The 22,406-nt window shown below is 25.6% G+C and carries 20 protein-coding genes and 1 pseudogene; 12 read left to right on the top strand and 9 right to left on the bottom strand.

The window, feature by feature from the left end; genetic code table 4:
* The 5 genes and pseudogenes from ACXX89_RS01815 to uvrA all read right to left on the bottom strand — a co-directional run.
* Positions 1-302, bottom strand: a pseudogene (locus tag ACXX89_RS01815) (hypothetical protein); the annotation flags it as partial.
* Positions 303-598: 296 nt separating this feature from the next.
* The gene (locus tag ACXX89_RS01810) at positions 599-1,516 is read right to left on the bottom strand and encodes an NAD(P)/FAD-dependent oxidoreductase (protein WP_458557453.1); all 918 of its coding nucleotides are present in this window, start codon (positions 1,514-1,516) and stop codon (positions 599-601) included.
* 26 nt (positions 1,517-1,542) lie between these two features.
* Positions 1,543-2,490 carry a prolipoprotein diacylglyceryl transferase gene (gene lgt, locus ACXX89_RS01805; protein ID WP_458557452.1) on the bottom strand — a complete coding sequence of 316 codons (948 nt, stop codon included), beginning with the start codon at positions 2,488-2,490 and terminating at the stop codon, positions 1,543-1,545.
* Positions 2,480-3,394: an HPr(Ser) kinase/phosphatase gene (gene hprK, locus ACXX89_RS01800; protein ID WP_436358932.1), complete on the bottom strand. Its 915-nt coding sequence runs from the start codon at positions 3,392-3,394 to the stop codon at positions 2,480-2,482. The genes lgt and hprK overlap by 11 nt, the downstream gene beginning before the upstream one ends.
* Positions 3,381-6,224: an excinuclease ABC subunit UvrA gene (uvrA, locus tag ACXX89_RS01795; protein ID WP_458557451.1), complete on the bottom strand. Its 2,844-nt coding sequence runs from the start codon at positions 6,222-6,224 to the stop codon at positions 3,381-3,383. Before uvrA ends, hprK begins: the two co-directional genes overlap by 14 nt.
* Before the next feature lie 221 nt (positions 6,225-6,445).
* On the opposite strand from uvrA, the gene rpsP reads away from it, so the two are divergent.
* The 10 genes from rpsP (at position 6,446) to metG (ending at position 15,101) form a co-directional block, all read left to right on the top strand.
* Entirely contained in the window at positions 6,446-6,709 is a 264-nt protein-coding gene (rpsP, locus tag ACXX89_RS01790; protein WP_458557450.1) for a 30S ribosomal protein S16, read from the top strand.
* Between the two features lies 1 nt (position 6,710).
* Positions 6,711-7,388 (top strand): tRNA (guanosine(37)-N1)-methyltransferase TrmD, encoded by a 678-nt coding sequence (trmD, locus tag ACXX89_RS01785; RefSeq protein ID WP_436358929.1) that lies wholly within the window; start codon positions 6,711-6,713, stop codon positions 7,386-7,388.
* Positions 7,378-7,734, top strand: coding sequence for a 50S ribosomal protein L19 (gene rplS, locus ACXX89_RS01780; protein ID WP_436358928.1), 357 nt, complete (start codon positions 7,378-7,380; stop codon positions 7,732-7,734). Before trmD ends, rplS begins: the two co-directional genes overlap by 11 nt.
* A gap of 54 nt (positions 7,735-7,788) precedes the next feature.
* On the top strand, positions 7,789-8,442 hold the full coding sequence (locus tag ACXX89_RS01775) for a hypothetical protein (RefSeq protein WP_458557449.1): 654 nt from the start codon (positions 7,789-7,791) through the stop codon (positions 8,440-8,442).
* The gene (locus ACXX89_RS01770) at positions 8,429-9,514 is read left to right on the top strand and encodes a M42 family metallopeptidase (RefSeq protein ID WP_458557448.1); all 1,086 of its coding nucleotides are present in this window, start codon (positions 8,429-8,431) and stop codon (positions 9,512-9,514) included. Before ACXX89_RS01775 ends, ACXX89_RS01770 begins: the two co-directional genes overlap by 14 nt.
* A gap of 9 nt (positions 9,515-9,523) precedes the next feature.
* Positions 9,524-10,606, top strand: coding sequence for a M42 family metallopeptidase (locus ACXX89_RS01765; RefSeq protein WP_458557447.1), 1,083 nt, complete (start codon positions 9,524-9,526; stop codon positions 10,604-10,606).
* Positions 10,607-10,696: 90 nt separating this feature from the next.
* Positions 10,697-11,512, top strand: a complete 816-nt coding sequence (locus ACXX89_RS01760; RefSeq protein ID WP_458557446.1) for a hypothetical protein — start codon at positions 10,697-10,699, stop codon at positions 11,510-11,512.
* Positions 11,513-11,787: 275 nt separating this feature from the next.
* Complete coding sequence (locus tag ACXX89_RS01755; RefSeq protein WP_458557445.1) at positions 11,788-12,786, top strand: nicotinate phosphoribosyltransferase; 999 nt, start codon at positions 11,788-11,790, stop codon at positions 12,784-12,786.
* A 4-nt stretch (positions 12,787-12,790) separates the two neighbouring features.
* Positions 12,791-13,561 (top strand): tRNA1(Val) (adenine(37)-N6)-methyltransferase, encoded by a 771-nt coding sequence (locus tag ACXX89_RS01750; protein ID WP_458557444.1) that lies wholly within the window; start codon positions 12,791-12,793, stop codon positions 13,559-13,561.
* Position 13,562: 1 nt separating this feature from the next.
* Entirely contained in the window at positions 13,563-15,101 is a 1,539-nt protein-coding gene (metG, locus tag ACXX89_RS01745; protein WP_436358921.1) for a methionine--tRNA ligase, read from the top strand.
* Here metG and ACXX89_RS01740 read toward each other — a convergent pair.
* Together ACXX89_RS01740 and ACXX89_RS01735 are read right to left on the bottom strand one after the other, a co-directional pair.
* Complete coding sequence (locus ACXX89_RS01740) at positions 15,094-15,504, bottom strand: hypothetical protein (protein ID WP_458557443.1); 411 nt, start codon at positions 15,502-15,504, stop codon at positions 15,094-15,096. The two genes, metG and ACXX89_RS01740, sit on opposite strands and share 8 nt — an antisense overlap.
* Positions 15,467-17,488, bottom strand: coding sequence for an Mbov_0121 family peptidase domain-containing ABC transporter (locus ACXX89_RS01735; RefSeq protein ID WP_436358919.1), 2,022 nt, complete (start codon positions 17,486-17,488; stop codon positions 15,467-15,469). The genes ACXX89_RS01740 and ACXX89_RS01735 overlap by 38 nt, the downstream gene beginning before the upstream one ends.
* A 100-nt stretch (positions 17,489-17,588) precedes the next feature.
* Here ACXX89_RS01735 and ACXX89_RS01730 point away from each other — a divergent pair, with 100 nt between their 5' ends.
* On the top strand, positions 17,589-18,371 hold the full coding sequence (locus ACXX89_RS01730; RefSeq protein WP_458557442.1) for an MAG0110 family membrane protein: 783 nt from the start codon (positions 17,589-17,591) through the stop codon (positions 18,369-18,371).
* Positions 18,372-18,432: 61 nt separating this feature from the next.
* On the opposite strand, the gene msrB is transcribed toward ACXX89_RS01730, so the two are convergent.
* A complete protein-coding gene (gene msrB, locus ACXX89_RS01725; protein WP_458557441.1) occupies positions 18,433-18,876 on the bottom strand; it encodes a peptide-methionine (R)-S-oxide reductase MsrB in 444 nt (147 codons plus the stop codon).
* Between the two features lie 149 nt (positions 18,877-19,025).
* On the opposite strand from msrB, the gene ACXX89_RS01720 reads away from it, so the two are divergent.
* Positions 19,026-19,547 (top strand): hypothetical protein, encoded by a 522-nt coding sequence (locus ACXX89_RS01720; RefSeq protein WP_458557440.1) that lies wholly within the window; start codon positions 19,026-19,028, stop codon positions 19,545-19,547.
* Between the two features lie 162 nt (positions 19,548-19,709).
* On the opposite strand, the gene gyrA is transcribed toward ACXX89_RS01720, so the two are convergent.
* Entirely contained in the window at positions 19,710-22,292 is a 2,583-nt protein-coding gene (gyrA, locus tag ACXX89_RS01715) for a DNA gyrase subunit A (protein ID WP_458557439.1), read from the bottom strand.
* Between the last annotated feature and the right edge of the window lie 114 nt (positions 22,293-22,406).

Raw genomic sequence — 22,406 nt, 5'->3', positions numbered from 1 at the left:
CTTGGTTGTGATGCAGTTCCTCCTGATCCAGTTTGTGATCCTGAATCTGGTGTTGAACTACTTGGTTGTGATGCAGTTCCTCCTGATCCAGTTTGTGATCCTGAATCTGGTGTTGTAGTAGTTGTTCCACCATTTCCTGGTTGTTCTGGTGTTGTTGATGGATTACTTGGTGCAGGAGTAGTAGTAGAAGTTTCAGGTTTTTTAGCTTCTGTTTTTCCACATGAAACAACAAAAGCAAATCCTGCTAAAGCCGTTGTACTAGTTCCTAATGTTAATAAAACATTTTTTAAATTTTTTTTCATTTTTCTCCTTATTAAAAATAAATTTATCGATTTAATTTTAGTTATAAAAATATCATAACAAAATAATCGCATTAAAATTTTATACATTTTTATTTAAATTTATCAAAAAAAAAAAAAACATTGTTTTTAGTTAAAAAATATGTCTTTTTTTTCTTTTTTTGTTTGTTTTAATATTTTTAAAATTAGTAAATATTATAAATTAACTAATAATATACCTTATTAATAATTAATATAAATTTGTAAAATGGTTTTAGTTTATAACAATCAAATAATTAAATATTATTATGATTTATAATCTACTTACCTAAACGATTAGTAAGGATTTTTCCTACAATGGTTCCGTCATTTGTTGCTGTTGCAATTTGTCTAATTTCTTTTTGAGTTACATCTCCAATAGCGTATATTCCTTTTTCTTTAGTTTCTTGGAAGTGATCCACTTTGATAAAACCATTTGGTTCTAAAATATTTAAGTCTTTTAAGAAACTAGTTGCAGGAATAAATCCAATGTATGGAAATAGTGAAGCAACTTTAATTGTTTGAACTTTGCCATCAATTTCAACTTCTGCTTCTTCTAAAGATGTATTTCCTTTTAATTTTAAAACTTTAGAGTTAAAGTGAACTTTAACATTTTGTTTTGACATTAATTCATCAACAAGTCTTGGTTCTGCATTAAATTTAGCATCTCTTACAAAGATATTTACTTCTGAAGCAATAGAGGATAAGAAAGAACCTTCTTCAACAGCTGAATTTCCACCACCTATAATGATAGATGGGTTTTTACCAAATAAAGGACCATCACAAATTGCACAATAAGAAACACCGCGATGTTCAAATTCTAAAATCCCTTCAATATCCATTGGTTTTCTTTCGTTCATACCTGAAGCAACTACTACTGCTTTTGCTTTAATAATTTTTTTATTTTTTAAGTGAATTTCTTTTTCAAACTCACTTAAAGATAATACTTTTTCTACTTCTCCGTATAAATGCTCTGCACCATATTCTAAAGCATGTTCATACATTCTTAGAGCTAAATCTGCTCCCATTACAACTTTATCTCCTGGTCAGTTTTCAATTTTTGATTGTGCTACCATTTTTCCACCAGGAGCACCTTTTTCAATAATTGCGACTGATAAATTTCCTCTAGATGCATAAATTGCTGCTGTTAAACCAGCTGGACCTGCACCTATTATTGCTACATCATAAATTTTTTCCATTTTTATACCTCTTTTATTTTATAATTTTAATTAATTCTTTTATAGTTTACTCAAGTAATGAAAAACATTTTTTCTTTTATTTTCTCGTATCTTTGAACTTTATTTACTTTAATTCCTGTTTTATTAAATGAATATTTGTAATTTGCAAAAAATTGATAGTAAATTACAAATATTAAACCAACAATAATGTAAATAATAGCTAAAACAAAGTAAAATACATAAGATTCTTCTCTTAAAAATTCCATAGAAGATCTTACTATTCCGTATCAAATTAAGTAGAAACCTGCTGTAACACCAGGTTTTAATCAATTGAAAAGATTAAATATTCAAACAATTAATATATAACCAACAATTGATGTTAAAAACTCATAGAAAAATAAAGGTACTCTTAATGCTCCATCGGAATTAACAGAGTCACTAATAAACATATTTCTTACAATAGTTTCTCCAAGTCATAAGACACTACTTCCATCTGCATCTATTTTTCCATAAACTTCATGGTTGGTATAGTTACCTCATCTACCAATCGCTTGTCCTATTAAAACAGCTGGTAAAATAATACTCATTGCTTTTCGATAATCAATTACATCTCTTTTAAAATATATATAAATTAAATCACAAACAGTTGAGAGAATAACACCTCACTGAATTGATAAACCACCTGATCTAATATTTCATCAAGTATGTTTTAAACTTTCTGCATTACCTGCAATAAGTTGTTCAAAAATAAATCCAAGTCTTGAACCAATGATTGAAGTTGGTATAGTAATCATAACCAAGATTGCTAAGTGATCAGTATTCATCTTTTCTCTTTTTCAGAAAAAGAAGATGGTTAAAATTGCTAAAATCATACCAAGCATAATCATTACACTATAAACAGGTAATCATGTCTGATTAAATAAATAATATGCTTCTCCTTCATTAAAAGCACGAGCATTTTTCAAATAATCAGGAAAATTAGGGTTATTTGGCATTACTTTTTATCCTTTCTTGTATTTTTTGAATAGGATCCAAACCATCTTGTTTAACTAGGTAAGAGTTAACAGCTGCTACCACTAAAGAAGAAGTTGTTCTTCCTTGTTTAACAGGTATTTGAATCTTTTGAATTGTTCCACCTAATATATTATAGTGCAATTCACTATTTCCCAATCTATCAAAGTTAATAGAGTTATCACTTAAAACTAACTCTAAAACTAAATCTATATCAAGTTTTTTTCTAATCATACTTGAACCATAAGTATGTCTAATATCTATTATTCCTATTCCCCGTACTTCTAATAAATCTTGAGTAATTGGGGAAGGTTTTCCAATAAACCTGGTTCCTAGTCTTGAAATAATAACAGTATCATCACTAACAAAAGTATGTCCATCTTGTATTAATTCTAATACTGCTTCTGATTTACCAACACCTGAAGAACCTACTATTAAAACACCAATTCCATTTATTATAATCGCACATCCATGTACCGCTTCTTTTTTAGCAAAATATTCTGATAAAAAACTCCCAATATTTGCAATTAAAGTGGATAAATGTTCTTCACTATTAGTAACTTGTACTGAAAATTGGTTGGCAATTTCAAGTACTTCATCATATAGTTTTTTAGAAAAACCAATTGACAACATTAGCAGTGGTGGATGTTGTCCTAAAACACGAATTAATGCATTTTTCCTTTCTGTTTGGTTTAAAGAAAGTAAAAATTCCGATTCATTTGTACCTCAGGCAACAATATTTTTAGTTAAAGTTTCATTACTTACTGCCCCAGCAAGTAATAAACCCGCTCTATTAATAGAAGGTCTTTTGATTTCCCCTTCTGGAAAGTTGTTGATGGGATTTAAATTAAACTCATTTATTAAAAAAGAAATTTTAATGTTTTCCATTTTTCAAGACTCCTTTTAAATATTGACCTGTAAAAGAATTTTCATTTTGAGCAACTGCTTCAGGAGTTCCTGTTGCAACTATTTTTCCACCATTAACTCCACCACCGGGACCTAAATCAATTACATAGTCTGCTACTTTAATAATATCTAAATTATGTTCAATTACTAAAACAGTTTCACCACTATCTGCTAATCTATTAAGAACTTTAATTAGTTTGGAAACATCAAGTGGATGTAATCCAGTACTTGGTTCATCAAGAACATAAAAAGTTTTTCCTGTAGGTTTTTTTTGTAAGAATTTAGCTAATTTTACTCTTTGTGCTTCACCACCTGAAAGAGTAGTTGCTGATTGTCCTAAAGTAATATAGTCAAGTCCAACATCTATTAGAGTTTTTAATTTACTTGCTATTTTAGGGCGATTTTCAAAAAATTCATAAGCATCTAGAACAGTCATATTTAGAACATCTGAAATATTTTTATTTTTATATTTAATTTCTAGAATTTCATTTTTATATCTTGTTCCATCACAGTGGTCGCAATTGATATAAACATCAGGTAGAAAATGCATTTCTATTTTTAGCATTCCATCACCTTGACATTTTTCACAACGACCATCAGAAGCATTAAAAGAAAATTTCCCTTTTAAATATCCACGACTTCTAGCTTCCTCTAAATTAGCAAAAACGTCTCTTATGTCGTCAAAAACACTTGTATAAGTTGCTGGATTTGATCTTGGAGTTCTTCCTATTGGTGATTGTGAAATTTTAATTAATTTATCGATATTATAATGTCCATTTAGTGATTGGTGTTTTCCAACTCTTACTTTTTCTTCAGAAGTCATATTTTCAAGTGCTTTAACTAAAATTTCATTAACTAAAGTACTTTTTCCAGAACCAGAAACCCCTGTAACTGCGATAAATTTACCTAATGGAAAATTAACATCAATATTTTTTAAGTTATTTTCTTTAGCTCCCTTTATAGAAATAAATTGCCCATTTCCTGCCCTTCTTTTATTAGGAATAGCAATAAAATTTTTACCTGATAAAAATTTTCCTGTTTCTGAAATTGGATTATTCATAATATCTTCTACAGTTCCCTCAGCAACTAGTTCTCCACCATTACGACCTGCTAAAGGTCCTATTTCAATAATGTGATCTGCTTCTAAAATAGTTTCTTCATCATGTTCAACAACTATTAATGTATTACCAATTTCAACCATTTTTTTCAAAGAATTAATTAATTTACGATTATCTTTTTGATGTAAACCAATTGATGGTTCATCCAAAACATATAGAACACCGGTTAAATTTGAACCGATTTGTGTTGCTAACCTAATTCTTTGTGATTCTCCACCTGAAAGTGTTTCTGATTTACGATTTAAAGATAAATATTCTAATCCTACATTAACTAAAAAACTTAGTCTATCTTTTATTTCATTAACTAATAATTCAGCAACTTCTTTTTCAAAAGCATTAATTCTTAAATTTTGAACTTCTTTTAATGTATCTTCAATGGATAAGTTACAAAGTTCAAAAATATTTAAATCATTAATTTTTACAGCTAATGAGTAGCGATTTAATCTTGCTCCACCACACTCATCACAATTGAATTCTGACATAAACTTCTTGTATCAATTACGAATATCTTCACTAGAAGTTTCTAAATACTTTCTTTCAATTCTTTCTAAAAGCCCTTCAATTCTTCTTGTTCTATTGTATTTATTACCACTTTCAGATTTAATGGTATAACTAATTTCATGTTCAGAACCATATTTTAAGATATCTATTTGTTCATCTGAAAGTTCATTAATTGGTTTATTAATGTCAATATCATAATAGTTTAATAAAATTTCAAATTCTTTTCATTCAATAGATTTTCCATTAATTGGAAAAGGAAATAATTTAATTGCTCCTTCTTGAATAGAAAAGAATTTATTAGGAATTATTAAATCAAAATCCGCTCTTAAAATAACACCAATTCCTTTACATTTGTCACACATACCACTTGGTGAATTAAAAGAAAAATCCTTTGTATCAATGTGTGGCATATTAAAATCACCATATGGACAAGCTTGCTGTTTGGAAAAAGTAATTGTTTTTTGGTTGAGAATTTCAACATTAACTATTCCTTGAGAATAATCAGCGGCTACATCAATGGATTCTGTAATTTTACCTCTATTTTTTTCTTCAATACTTAATCTATCAACAACAATTTCAATGTTGTGTTTTTTATTTTTTTCTAATTTGATTTCATCTTCTTCAATAAGGAAAATTTTTCCATCAATTTTTAGTCTTAAAAATCCTTCTCTCTTTAATTTTTCAATTAATTTTTCATGTGAACCTTTTTCATTTGAAACAACAGGAGAAAGGATGTAAATTTTTGAATTTTCCGGAAAAGTAAAGATAGAATCAACAATATCTTTAGTTTTTTGACTTGTAATTTCTATTTTATGCTTTGGACAAAATGGTTTTCCTATTCTTGCATATAATAAACGTAAATAATCATATATTTCAGTAATAGTACCTACTGTTGAACGTGGATTATTATGAGTTGTTTTTTGTTCAATAGAAATAGCAGGAGAAAGTCCATCGATAGACACAACATCAGGTTTTTTAGTTCCACCCAAAAATTGTCTAGCATATGAACTTAAAGAATCAACATATCTCCTTCTTCCTTCTTCATAAATTGTATTAAAAGCAAGTGATGATTTACCAGAACCAGAAACTCCAGTAAAGACAACTAACTTATTTTTTGGTATTTTTAGATTTATATTTTTTAAGTTATTTTCTTTTGCACCAACTATGGTAATAAAGTCTTGTGTATTTTTCATTTTTTAATTATACAAAAAATGTAATTTTTTTGTTTTTTTTAGTCTTTATAAATGAAAAAAATCTCTTTTTTTAAGTTTTTTAAATTTAGAAATGAAAAATAAAATCATCTGTCAAGCACTTTTACTTGACATTTTTTCAAAAAGTGGTAAAATTTATTTCATTATTAAAGCATTAAATAATTTAATAAAATAAATAAGTATAAAAAACAAGAAAGGAAAATATGGTAAAAATTAGATTAAAACGTTTAGGAAATAAATTCAATCCTATTTACAAAATTGTTGCTGCAGATGCAAGAGCACCAAGAGATGGAAGATTTATTGAAGTATTAGGACACTATAACCCAAGTTCTAAAGAATTAAAACTTGAAAAAGAATTAATTTTAAAATGATTAAATATTGGAGCAGTACCAACTGAAACTGTTAGAACATTATTGAAAAAAGAATCAATTTTAAGCGAATTCGCTGCTTCTAAAAAAGCAAAATAGTATGAAAATTAACTTTTTGACACTATTTCCGAATTATTTCGAAATATTTAAAAGTGAATCTATAATTGCAAAAGCAATTGAAAAAGGAATCATCGAAATAAACATCATAGATATAAGAAAATTTTCACAAAACAAACATAAAAAAGTTGATGATCAAATTTTTGGTGGTGGTCACGGGATGCTTTTACAAATAGAACCAATTGATTTAGCGCTGCAAACAGTTGGTGGTAAAAAAATTGTTATGAGCCCACAAGGAAAAGTTTTTAATCAACAAAAAGCAAGAGAATTATCTAAAGAAAAAGAGATAACAATAATTGCAGGTAGATATGAAGGTTTTGATGAAAGAATTATTGATTATTTAATTGATGAAGAAATTTCAATAGGTGATTATGTCTTGACGGGTGGAGAATTACCTGCTATGATAATTGCTGATTCTGTAATCAGATTGGTTGAAGGTGTTATAAAGGAAGAATCCCATTTAAATGATTCTTTTGAAAATGAAGGATTATTAGATTATCCACAATATACCAGACCTAGAAATTATAAAAATATGTTAGTTCCAGAAGTTCTTTTTAGTGGTCATCACAAAAAAATAGAAGAATGGAAAAAACAAAAACAAATTGAAAAAACTAAAAAAAATAGACCAGATATTTTAGAAAGGAAAGAAAATGCAAAATAAATTAATGGAAATTGTTGAAAGTTCACAATTAAGAACTGATTTACCTAAATTTAAACAAGGTGATAATGTTAAAGTTCACGTAAGAATTAAAGAAGGTTCAAAAGAAAGAATCCAAATTTTCGAAGGTTTAGTTATAGCAATGAAAAACGAAGGAACTAGAGAAACCTTTACTGTTAGAAAAGTTTCATACGGTATTGGTGTTGAAAGAACATTTCCTTTAAATTCGCCTACAATTTCTTCGATTGAAGTTGTTCGTTCAAATAAAGTTAGAAGAGCAAAACTTTACTACATGAGAGATAGAAAAGGTAAATCTGCTAGACTTAAAGAAATTAGAATTAAAAAATAATAAAACAAATATAGATGATTATTATATTATCTATATTTTTATTAAAGTTAAAATATGAAACCAAATTATTATGAAGAAATTATTGAAATAATTAACAAAGAAAAAGATCTTATAACTAAAAAAATATTAATTGAAACTGAATTAAGTGCCCCTTGAATTCCTGAAACTTACAAACAAAAATTTGAAAAAATGCTTTTTGAAACTAATCAAGAACTTCTTAAAAACACTAAAAAATTCGAAATAAAAGGGATAATAGATATTTCTTTTAATGAACTGCAAACCGCTTTAGAAAACGCTAATGAAGAAACTTTTAATGCTTGTTTAGAATTTATCAAATTCACAAATACAGAGAAATATAGTTCAATTTTTGAATCAATATTCAATAGTAAAAAGTTGACTTTATTATCTAAAAACAAAATTTTATTAATTTTGCTTGATAAAGAAGATAATTTAACTTTCAACTTTGATTATGAAAATGAAAAAACTCAAATTCACACAAAAACATTCAATGAAAATTTTATATTACCATTAGTCAATTCAATTAATGATTTTATTGAAACAACTTATAAAAAAGAAATGTTTAAAAAAGAGAAAGCTTATTCAATTTTTAGCAACTTTTTCCTAGAAAATCTTATAATTATAAATAGGTTCTCATTTGAATACATACAAAATGAAATTATACAAGGAGTAGAAAATGAAAAACAATAAAGAAGAAATATTTAAAAAACTAAAAGAATATATGGAAATAGAAGGTGTTTCTAGAAGAGAAGAAAAAGTAGCAAATAAACTAAAAAGCAACACTATGAGTGAAAATTTAAATTATGAATATGATAATTTTGGTTCACTTATTATCACCAAAAAAAATCATAATCAAGGACCTAAAATTATGGTTACAGCTCATATGGATGAAGTTGGTTATACTGTTCTTGATATTCTAAAAAATGGACAAGTTAGAGTTGCAACCATTGGTGGTATATGAGCTAATGTTATAATAGGAACAAAAGCAAAACTTGTAACTAGCGAAAATAAAGAATTTTACGGGGTTTTTGGTCATACTTCTATTCATGTTTTGGAAAGAGAAAAAATTCAAAAAGCTGTAACAACAAAAGATTTATTTGTTGATTTTGGTTTTAAAGATAAAAAAGAAGCTGAAGAACAAGGTGTACAAGCAGGAGATATTATCTACATTCACGGTGAAACATTTAGATTATTTAATCAAGATTTAGTTGTTGGTAAAGCAACGGATAACCGTGCAGGTGTTACTGTTTTAGATTTTCTTGTTAATAATCTAAAAGATGAAAAATTAAATAATATACCATATTTTGTTGGAACCGTTCAAGAAGAAGTAGGAACTAGAGGTGCAAAAACTTCTGTTTCAAAAATAAATCCAGATATAGCAATCGCTATCGATACAACCGCTTCCCACGATACTTATCAAACTATCAGCGGAAGACAAAAATTAGGTGATGGTGTTGCAATTAGAGTTCAAGATCGTGGAACTATGATGGATCCAAAACTTATAGAAGTTTTAATGCAATTAGCTAAAAATAAAGGTATAAAAATTTATAAATTTGTAGCACAAGGTGGTGGAACAGATGCTGCTGAATTACAATATGGAAAAGGTGGTGTTGCTACCGTAACAATCTCAATACCACAAAGATATTTACATTCTCCACTTGGAGTTTGTGATTTAAATGATTTACAAGCAGTAATTCAATTATTAACTGAATTTTTCAAATTTATGAATAATGAAGAATATAATAAAATACAATATAAATAAGGAGCAAAAATGAATAACAAAGAACAATTATTTTTAAGATTAAAAGAATACATGGAAATAGAAGGTGTTTCTAGATACGAAGACCAAGTTGTAGAAGCATTAAGAAAAAACACTAAAGATGCTAATGTAGAATATGCAAGAGATAGAATGGGAAGTGTTATTATAACTAAAAAAGATCATAATCATGGACCAAAAATTATGCTTGCTGCACATATGGATGAAGTTGGTTTTTCAGTTCTTGAAATTTTAGAAAACGGACAAGTTAGAGTTGTAACCATTGGTGGGGTATGACCTAATGTGGTAGTGGGAACAAAAGCTAAACTTATAACTACCGAAAATAAAGAATTTTACGGGGTTTTCGGTCATACTTCCATTCATATTTTGGAAAATGAAAAAATCCAAAAAGCTATAAACATTAAAGATTTATTTATTGATTTTGGCTTCAAAGACAAAAAAGAAGCTGAAGAACAAGGGATTCAAATTGGTGACAGAATTTATATGCATGGAGAAACATTTAGATTATTTAATCCTGATTTAGTTGCTGGTAAAGCAATGGATAACCGTGCAGGTGTTACAGTAATTGATCAAATCATTAACAGACTAAAAGATGAAAAATTACCAAATAGACCTTATTTTGTTGGAACAGTTCAAGAAGAAGTGGGAAGTAGAGGAGCAAAAACTTCTGTTTCTATAATTGAACCAGATATCGCTTTTGCAATTGATACTGGAGCTTCCCACGATACTTATCAAGCAATTACTGGAATTCCTAAATTAGGAGCAGGAGTTGCAATTAATGTTCAAGATTTTGAAACATTAATGGATCCAAAATTAGTACAAATTTTAATGAATTTAGGTAAAAAACACAACATTCCAGTTTATAAATATGTAGCACAAGGTGGTGGAACAGATGCTGCAGAACTACAATATGGAAAAGGTGGTGTTCCAACAATTAGTTTATCAATTCCACAAAGATATTTACATTCACCTTTAGGAGTTGCTTCATTATTCGATATTGAAGCAATGATTAATTTAATGGTTGAATTTTTAAAAATATTTGATGAAAAAATGCTTGATTCTATTAGATATAAATAAAAAACAAAATTCTTATTTTTAGGAGAATTTTTTGTTACTTTTAAATAAAAATTAATTTTAATTATATAATATAACTAATGGAGTAAATATATGAAAAACAAATTAATTTTTTTAAATACTATTTTAGTTTCAACAATTCCTTTTTCTTTTGTTTCTTGTGTAAAAATTTTTGATTCTGAAAACCAAGAAATTAAAGAAGAAAAACAATATAGAATGCAAGATGTTTATGAGTTTGGAAATTTATTAAGCAAATATCAAGATGATAATAATATAAAGAAAATTGAAGATCCGCATTTTATGATAAATTTAGAAAAATATAAACATTTTAATTATCAAAAAAAACCTTATGAAAAGCAAGCTTATCAAATTATAAAAAATGGTTATACAATAATTTATTCTTTTAATGAATTACAAGAAAGTTTTTTAAACTTTTTCAACAAATCCTTTTGAGAAAATTTATACAATCAAAATCCAGAATTAGATAAAAATAATTATCATAGTTTGAGTGAAGAAAAAATTCAAGAAATAAATAAAAAAGAATTTGAAAAGCACTATTTAAACGGTGTAAGTTCAGAAGAATTTTTTGCAAATAATAATTTAATTTTGTCACAACCTTGATACTGAGGAATGTCTAGCGGTATTTATTATTCATACTTAATTCCTTTTTTTGAAAATCATACAAATAAACTTATCTTAAAAAAAGTTGAAGCAATGGATTTACCAATTAAAACAATAGATCTTGCAAATAGTACTTACTTCAAATCAATATTAGAAATTTTAAAAATAAATAAAAATCAAAAAGTTGAAATAATAGATACTCCCATTGATGAAAAAGAAGCAGAAAGATTATTTGAATTTCTTAAGAAAAAATACGATGTAAATAATGGAGAAAAAGAAAATTCATAGGACTTTAGGTTCTATGTTTTTTTCAAATTAGTATTAATTTACACAAAAAACAAATTTTTATAAAGGAAAATTGCTTTTTTTAGTAAAATTTTATTGCAAACATTTGTTTGTAGTTTCCTGACTGGGATAATTACCCAACCGGATGTAAAAGCCATCGTACTCATAGAGCATGATCGGGCGGAATTCCCGAGCCGACAGTAAAGTCTGAAGATAGTTATTACTAAATGTTATACTTTTTAATTTCAGTGAAACTTAATTTTTGAAAAGAGGAAAAAATGAAACATAAATTAGATTATTATGCTGCTAATTATTTTTTTAAAGCAAAGCAAATTATCGAAAAATTTAACCCGAATTCAATTGTTACTTTACAGTTCTTTCAAAGACATGATAATTCAATTTTAGGTGGAATGAACGAAGCTTTAGAATTGCTAAAAAATAATACAGATACTTCTAAATATTCTATAAAATATTTACCTGAAGGTTCAATTATAAATAATAAAGAAGTTGTTCTTGAACTAGAAGGAGAATATAAATATTTTGGAATTTACGAAGGTATAATTGATGGAGTTTTAGCAAGAAGTACTTCTATTGCTACTAATGCAAAAAGATGTATGGAAGCAGCACCAACAAAAGAAATTGTCTTTATGGGAGATCGTTCAGACCATTATTCTAATCAAGAAAGGGATGGAATAGCTGTTGAACTTGCTGGTATAACTTCTCACTCCACAAATGCAGGAGCAAGAGGTAAAGAAGAAGTGGTTTTTGGTTCGATTCCACATGCATTAATACAGAATTTTAACGGGAATTTAGTTGAAGTAATGAAATATTACTATGAACTTTTTCCAGATGAACCATTAATAGCACTTGTTGATTTTCACAACGATGTTATTAGCGATTCTTTAGCAGTTTTAAAAGAATTTAAAGAAAAACTTTTCGGTGTAAGAGTTGATACTTCTAAAGCCGTTAGAGACAAGATGTTTAAAAATAATGAAAATGAATTTGGAGTTACTCCAAATCAAATTAAAAACTTAAGAAAAGCACTAGATGAAAATGGTGGAAAACATGTAAAAATAATTGTGTCTTCTGGTTTTGATCCTGAAAGAATAGCAATGTTTGAAAAAGAAAATACACCAGTTGATTCTTATGGAGTAGGTGAGTTTATGCTAACCATAAATAATACTTTCAGTGCTGATGCAACTAAAATTAATGGAAAATTATTAGCTAAAGAAGGAAGAAAATACTCTGAAAATCCAAGGTTAATAAAATTTAATTAAATATATGAATAAAAAAATAGTTTTAAATTCTTTAGGTTATGATTCTAACTTGTATATTTATCAAGATAAAAATATGTTTAATTATTCAGTTGATACAATATTATTAGGTAATTTCATAACTATAAATAGAAAAGTTAAAAATATTCTTGAAATAGGAACAAATAATGCTGCTTTATCTATTTTCATTTCTGAAAGGGATGAAAATATATTAATAGATGCTCTAGAAATTCAAGAAAAAGCCCTAAATTTAGCTAAAAAAAATGTTGTTCACAATAAAAAAGAAAAACAAATTAATTTAATTTTGAATGATTTTAATCTTTTTTATAAAGAACACAATAAAAATCAATTACAAAAATATGATGCAATAGTTTGCAATCCGCCTTTTTATAAAATAGACAAAAATACGCAAAAAACAAAGATAAATGAAGAATTACTGATTGCAACACATGAAATAAAATTAAACTTAGAACAAATTATTTTAGGAAGTTCCAAAATAATTAAAGAAAAAGGGTATTTAAGTTTTGTTTTACCTATAGAGAGACTTGTGGATTGTTTTGAATTATTGAGAAAATACAAATTCGAACCAAAAAGAGTTCAATTTGTATTACCAAGAGAAAATGAAAATCCTAAATTTGCTTTAATTGAATCTAGATTTCAATCTGGTTGGGGGACTTTTTTTGAAAAAAACATTTATTTACATATTAACGATAAAAGCAAACATGAATACAGAGATGAAGTTAAAGAACTTTATAAACCAATAAAAACAAGGAGATAAAATGAAAAAAACATTTTTTATTACAACGCCTATTTATTATCCTTCGGGGAATCTTCATATAGGACATTTATATACAACTACTCTTGCATGAGTTTTTGCAAACTACAAGAAAAATAGAAAATATGATGTAAAAATGTTGACTGGTTCAGATGAACATGGATTAAAAATACAACAAAAATCAAAAGAAAATAATCTAGAACCACAAAAATACGTTGATATGCAAGTTCAAAAATTTAAAGATCTTTGAGAATTAGCACAAATTGACTATGATTATTTTTCTAGAACCACAAACACAAATCATAAGGAAGTTGTTTTAAATGTATTTAATTCTTTACTTTCTAAAGGAATTATTTATAAAGATAAATATAAAGGTTTATACTCTGTTAGTTCCGAAGAATTTTTAACTATTACACAAGCTAAAGAAAAAAACGGTAAATTAGTTCATCCAGTTAGTGAAGATGAGTTAGTTGAAGTTGAAGAAGAATCTTATTTTTTTAAAATGTCTCAATTTCAAGAATGATTACTTGAATATTGAAAAAACAATGAAAACTTTATTTTTCCAAAACAAATAATAAAAGAATTAGAAAATAATTTCTTAGAAAAAGGATTAGAAGATCTCTCTGTTACAAGAATTTCTTTTGATTGAGGAATAAAACTACAAAACGATCCAAAACACGTCATTTACGTTTGATTAGATGCTTTATTTAATTATGTAAGTGCTCTTAATTTTAGTTTAAAAAATGATTCTGATTTTAAGAAATATTGAGAAAATGGAGATGAAATCGTTCATATAGTAGGTAAAGAAATAACAAGGTTTCACTGTATTTACTGACCAATTATGTTAAAATCAATGGATTTAAAACTACCTACCACAATTTTAAGTCATGGTCTTATTAGAGATGCTAATGGTATTAAAATGTCCAAAAGTTTAAACAACGTAGTTGATCCTATTGAATTAATTAACAAATATGGAGCAGAACCAGTAAAATACTACTTATCTACACAAATTATTATGGGACATGATGCTAATTTTGATGAAGAACAATTCAAAAATGTTTACAACTCTCATTTAGCTAATAATTTTGGAAATTTATTATCAAGAACAATCGCAATGATTCACCAATCTTTTAATGTACCATTAAAATATAAAAAAGAACAACTAACAGACTTAGAACAAGAAATTTTTTCTGAAATACTTAATACCAAAAAAGAATTTTGCAATGAAATGGACTCTTTTAAAATTGATAAAGCTTATAAAGAAGTTTTTAATCTATCAAAAAAATTAAATGGTTATATTGATTTAACTCTTCCATGAACTTTAAAAGATAATAAAGAAAGATTGGAAGTTGTTTTAAATACTCTTTTAAACGGAATTTATGCTATAACTTGCTTTATGTCTTCTATTTTAAAAAACAAAGCGAATTTAGCTCTTCAACAATTAAATATTGAGTCAATTGATTTTGATAATATAGGAAAATGAGAACTTTTTGATAATACACTAACTCAAAAAGGTGAAATACTTTTTGAAAGAATTAAATAATAAATTCTATAAAATTTTTATATTTGGTTAAAACTAAATTGGCATATATTAATGAATTTGGAACTATTTTCAAATTACTATTTTGAGATAAACGAACATTAAAAACATTGTTTTTAATGTTTTTTATTTCCTTTATAAATAAAAGTGTTTCTTTATCTTCATCTTTTAAATAAGTTTTTTTAATTATAATATAACTGCTTTTTTTAATAGATAAAAAAGTGTTTGTATCTATCTCAAAATTTAATTCTTTCTTATTATTTACTGTAATAGAAATAGGAATTTGCTCATTTTCTTTTATATTTGTTATTACAAATATAGAAATAATAAATATAAAAAATAAAAGTATGGATAAAAATATTATTAAATTATTTTTCTTTATCAAGATCAAAAATCTCACTTTCATTTAAATATTTGTTAGAATGAGAAACTTCTATAAAAATTGCTTCTTTTTGAAAATTTAAAATTATTTTCTTTAAAATTTCAAAATTTTCCATTGATATATTTTCAAAAGCTTCATCCAATAAAATCAAATCGAATTCTTGACACAAAAGCTGTAAGATAGATATTATTTGTTTTTGTCCTTCTGAAAAATTAACCCAATTTTCCTTTATTTCTGTTTTTAAATCTATTTGTCATTTAATAAATAATTTATCCAATTCATAAAAACTATAATTGTTTAGAAAAGTATCAACTTTTTGTGGATTATATTTAGTAATATAACCAAATACATCTATACTAGATGAAAAACTTTCCTTATTAATATAAATTATCTTTTTTCTTAATTCACTTTTATCAAAATGTAAAATTGGTAAATTATTTATTTTAAAATTTGATTCTAAATCTAAGTTTAAAATTTTCAATAAAGTAGATTTTCCTGAACCATTTTGCCCTTTTAAAATTAAATTATTATTGATTTCTAAATTATTAATTTTTAATATTGATTTAATATTATTAGGTTTATAATCTATATTTTCAAGTTGAATAGACTTTATTTTTTCAATTAAATGAGTACCATTTTTTTCTTTTTCAATAAATAAAATGAATTTTAATAAATCATACTCTTCTAAAAAAATTGGATAATACACTATTAAATCTGAAATACTATTCAAGGGATTTACAAAAGCAGCAAAAAAAGTTATAAATAAAATCATATCACCGAGTTTGAATTCCCCTTTTATAACAAATAAAGCACAAATAAAAGTTAGTATTATTGGTAAAAACTCAATTAAAAATTTTTGGAAATTTTTAAAAATAAAATTAATTTTTCATAAGTGAAAATCTTTTTCTTTCAGTTTTTTATATTTGCTTTCAAAATCTTTATTAATCATTTTGTAAAAATCTTCTTTTTTTAGTTTATCAAAATTTGTAATTACTTTATAATAACTAGAATTTAATGAAGCATTGCTTTTTAAAATATCATTATATTTTGAATTAACTACTTTTTTCTCTATAAAGGAAAACATAAAGAAAATAAAACCTATTAAGAAAGTTATCAAGAATAATTTTCAATTTAAAAACAAAATAATGAAAAATGCAAAAATAAAAGTGGAAATTTCAGAAACTAGTGTAAAAGCAAAGTTTGATATAAAAGAAGCAAAACTTGGTATTATATTAAATCTTTTTATATAGTCTGAAGTATCTAATTTAAATAATTGTGAGTTCTGAGCACTTTTAAGAGAAAAAATAAAATTTTTCATAATGTTTTCTTCTATGACCATCTGCAAATTTTTTAAAAATAAGCTTTTTAAGATGTTTTGCAAAAATCTAAATAACAAAATTCAACCAAAAACAATAGTTAACTTAATCAAAATGCTAATATTATTAAAATAAATTGCTTTATTTATAACGTTTTTTAAAAAGAAAGAACTAGAAAAAGTAAGGATTGAACAAACTATAATTAACAAAAAAATAGTAATACTTTTTTCGTTTCAAATATACAAAAATAAAGGATTTTTCTGTTTAATTGCTTTTGTTTTAGGATCAAAAATTTTTTCTGTTGTAAGAATTATATTTACAAATATTTTTTTAAAAAATTCAATTTCTATTTTTCTTTTACCTACAAGCGGATCTAGTAAATAAACAAAATTTTTATCTATTTTTAAAAAGATTACATAGTGATTTAACTCGCCTTCGTTTATTAAAATAATAGAAGGTTTCTCTGATTTTAAATTTGAAAGTGCTTCAAAATCAATATGAAATGCTTCTAATTTTATTCCGTGTTTTTCTGAAAGTGTTTGCAGATTTTTTATCACTATTCCATCTTGATTATAAAAGGTTTCTTTTTTTAAATCAGATAAATTTATCCATTTTGAGTGGTAATAATGATAAAGTGATTGCAAAACTACTAGTCCACAGTCCTTTATATCTTCTTGTTTCCTTATTTTCATATTTAATATTTCCAAAAAAGAAGATTTATACTTCAAAAAAGAAAAAATTAGGAAAAATAGGTATTTTTTCTCAGATAACAATGTGTTATAATTATTAATTATGTTAATAAATAAAAGTCAAAAAAATATAAATGTATCTTTAGATGATACACAAAAAAAATTAAAAAATAGAATGGTGTTTTACTCTCTATTATGACTAACTTTTGGATTAGCAGTTATATTTTTACTTTCCTATGCAACAATTGCTATAGAAGCAGTAAAAACAGCTTATTTAAATTTAATATTTAGATTAGCTGTTTCTAATCTTTACTGATTAATTCACTTAGTCATAATTTTAGTATGTTTTGCATTAATAAGTTATCTAGCTCGCAATAGTGAAACGAAAAATATATTTTTATTAGTTGCAGCTTATATTGTTACTATACTACTTCAATCATTTTGAATACCTATCATTATTTTACAAGTAGTCAACACAGAACAAGCTAATGCGATTTCATATATATTATTAGCTATGTTAATTCCTACTTTATCAATTGCAGTTTTTGGATTTTTAGGATATTTCAATATAATTGATTTTTCTAAATTAAGAATATTTGTTTATATTGGTGTTGTTATGATGTTGGTTTTATCTATAATTACTTGATTTATTTCTAATAACGTTATTATTACAGTCATTTCAGTAATAAGTATAGCTGTTTCTTGAATTTTAATAGGATTCAACTTTAACATAATTCAAAGAGAAGCTTCAATTATCATCTCTACCAATTTTGATGAACAAGAAATAAAGTCAATAATGTTAAAAAGATCTTTACTTTTTGGTTTAAACTTACTTTTATCATTTATAAGAATCTTTTTAGACATTTTATTTATAGTTAAAAAATAAAAGAAATATCGACTAGATATTTCTTTTTTATTCTAAAATAACTATTTTTCCTTTATAAAACTTATTTTTTATCAAATAATTTTAAATAATTTCCATAACCTTCTTTTTCCATTTTATCTAATGGAATAAATCTTAAAGAAGCAGAATTAATACAATATCTTAAACCGCCTTTATCTTTAGGTCCATCAGTAAAAACATGTCCCAAATGAGAATTAGCATTTTTACTTTTTACTTCTACTCTAATCATATTGTGAGAAAAATCATTGTGTTCAGTAATTATATCTTTTTCAATGGGTTTGGAAAATGCAGGTCAACCACAACCAGAATCATATTTATCATCAGATTTAAATAAAGGAGTTCCATCTACTATATCAACATAAATACCCTCTTCAAAATGCTTATCATATTTATTTGTAAATGGTCTTTCAGTATAACCTTCTTGTGTAACTTTGTATTCAAGATCGCTTAATTCTTTTAATCTTTTTTCTTTATCTATTTTTTCCATTGTTCCTTCTTTCTTTTTTTATTATAGAACAAAAATATTAAATATATACAAAAAATATAATTAAAATACTATTTTTAAAGTTTTCTTAAATTTTATGCAAAGAAAGGTATATAATGAAAATATAAAAATAAAAAGGGGATTCTTTTCAAATGAAATTAAAACAGATTCATCTATTTAGTTTATATTCAATTATATTTAAATTAACTTTTGTCATTTGCTTCATATTATCTTTTTTATCTTTATTTGACAAAATTAGCACAAGAATTATAACTTTAGTATCTTTATTTTTTACTTGATTTTATTGTTTTGTAGTCATGGTGTTTTTATTTTTTTATCAGTGATTATGAATTTCTAAAATGAATAAAAAAGTAAATAAATTCTTGTTTTCTTTTTTTCCTTTAATATTTTATATAAAAAATAAAAATAATATTGATTTTGCATTTGATAAAAAATGAAATATTAAAAAATATATACAAAACTTTTTTATCTTCTTTGGTTTGCTCTTTTTAATAATTGTTATTCTTTTTGCAATAGGAACTTTTTTGCCAAATCCTGTAAAAAAAGATGATATTTATTTATCAGGAATATTAGGTTCTTTAATACCTATGAGTATAATTTTAATAATTATTGTACCGGTTGAATTATTAAATCATAAACAAATTAAAAGATAATTAATTAGTCAAAAAATTTCCATTTATGCTTTTGTAAGTATAAATGGAAATTTTATCTCCTCTTTCCCAGTTAATAGCAAAAATTTAAAAAATCAACCATTTTTTGATTGATTTTATTGTTTTTCATTTTTCTTTATACTATTTTTGTTATTATAAAATATTTTAATTTTCTGATAAACCATCAATTTTTGCAATCGCCTTAATTGAATCTTTTTCTCTTAAAGAAATAATTTTAACACCTTTTGTATTTCTAGAAGTCTCTGCAATTTGAGAAAGGGATGTTCTGATAGCAATTCCTTGTTTTGTTAAAATAAGAATTTCTTCGTTTCCTTTAACATTTCCAATATAAGTTAATTTCCCTGCTTTTTCACTATTAATAGTTCTTACACCTTTAGCACCACGAGCAGTGATTCTATACTCATCAATTAAAGTTTTTTTACCAAAACCTAATTCACCAAGAGCTAAAATATATTGTCCTTCAGCAGTTGTTGAAGCACCTACTACTTCATCATCTTGTTCAAGTTTTATTGCTCTAACTCCTTCAGACTGTCTTCCTGTGCTTCTTAATTCATCACTTAAGAAACGAACAACATTTCCATTTGATGCTCCAATAATGATTTCTTCACCATCTTTAACAACAAATGCTCTTTTTAGTTCATCTCCTTCTTTTAGACCAAGTGCAATTTTTCCATTTGCATTAATTCTTTCATAGTTACTAATTTCTGTTTTTTTAATAATTCCTTTTTTAGAAACTGTTACTAAATAAGTACCTGAATTATATTCATTAATAGATAACATTGAAATTACTTTTTCATCCTTTTGAATTCCTATTAAATTAATGAAAGGAATTCCTTTACCTTGTTTGCTTTGTTCTGGTATTTGATATGATCTTAATCTATAAACTTTTGCCAAACTTGTAAATATTAATAAATCAGTATGTGTATTAGTAATTAAAATAGAACTTAAGTTGTCATCTTCATAAGTAGAAGCAGTGTTTGAACCAACTCCACCTCTATTTTGTGTCTTGTATTCATCGATATTTATTCTTTTTACATAACCATTATTTGTTAATGTTATAGCAACATCTTGAGATGGAATTAAATCTTCATCTTGAATAGTTCCTACTTCTGTTGCAGTAATTTCAGTTCTTCTTTCATCAGCAAAATTTTCTTTTACTTCCTGTAATTCTGAAACAATTAAGTTAATTAATTTTTCTTTTGAATCTAATATTTCTTTAAGTTCTTTAATTTTTTGATATAACTCTTCCATTTCATTAACTAGTTTTTCAACAGCTAAACCAGTTAATCTGCTTAATCTCATTTCAATAATAGCTTTGGTTTGAATTTGAGTTAAATTAAATCTTGCAGCGAGTTTTTCTTGTGCTTCTGCATCGGATTTAGATGATTTAATAATTTTAATTACTTCATCAATATTTTCAATAGCTATTTTCAATCCTTCTAAAACATGAACTCTTTCTTCTGCTTTTTTAAGGTCAAATTGCAATCTTCTAGTGAATACATCAATTTGATGCTCTAAATAAACTTCTAATGCTTCTTTAAGATTTAAAAGTTTTGGTTCTCCTTTCACTAAAGCAATCATATTAATAGAATAACTAACTTGTAAAGATGTATATTTAAAAAGATTATTAAGTACTACTTCAGGGATAAATCCTTTTTTAATATCGAAAACAACTCTTATTCCTTCTCTTGACGTTTCATCTCTAATATCAGAAATTCCATCAAGTTTTTTTTCTTTAATTAATTGAACAATTTTTTCAATTAATATAGGTTTTTTGATTTCATAAGGGATTTCATAAACTATTATTTTACTTTTTCCATTTTTTAATTCTTCAATTTTTGCTTTTGATCTTAAAATAAAGGAACCTCTACCAGTTTCATAAGCTTTAGTAATACCACTTTGTCCTAAAATCATAGCTCCTGTTGGAAAATCTGGTCCTTTTATATGTTGCATTAATTCATCAATTGAAATTTCTGGATTTTTAGCTAAAGCAATAGTGGCATCAATAACCTCTCCTAAATTGTGTGGTGGTATAGTTGTTGCCATCCCTACTGCAATACCAGTAACACCAGAAACTAATAGGTTTGGAATTTTAGAAGGAAGAATTGTTGGTTCACTTTCAGAACCGTCATAGTTAGGCATAAAATCTACTGTATCTTTTTTAATGCTTTCTACCATTAAAGAAGCAATTTTAGACATTCTTGCTTCTGTATAACGCATCGCAGCTGCTGCATCTCCATCAATAGAACCAAAGTTACCATGCCCGTCAATTAATGGATATCTTAATGAGAAATCTTGAGCCATACGAACCATTGAATCATACACAGAAGAATCACCGTGTGGGTGATATTTACCTAAAACATCACCAACAATTCTAGCTGATTTTTTATGTGCAACACTATGGGTAATACCAAGTTCGCTCATACCGTAAAGAATTCTTCTGTGAACTGGTTTTAAACCATCACGAGCATCTGGAAGAGCACGAGAAACAATAACAGACATTGCGTATTCAAGAAATGAATTTCTCATTTCATCTGAAATAGGTTTAGGAATTATTCCACCTGCTTCATTTTCTATAATTTGAGAAGAAACCACATATTCTTCTTTATCTTGTGGTGCTACTTCCTCTTCATCACTTTCTTCTGCTGTTTCTTCTTTAAAAACAGTTTCCATTTCTTCGTCATCTAGAATATATTTTTCTTTTTCATCTTTATCATTAAAAAACATATTACCTCACTTACTTTAATAATCTTTTTAAATAATTTTTATTTAAATTATAGCAAAAAAATGCATTTTTTCATTTTATTGCTCTTTTTTCTATACTAATTTTTATATTTTAGT

This window comes from Mycoplasma sp. 1012 (genome assembly GCF_054343455.1).
Note: the sequence above shows the minus strand (reverse complement) of the source record. Positions and strands in the feature narration are given on the sequence as shown.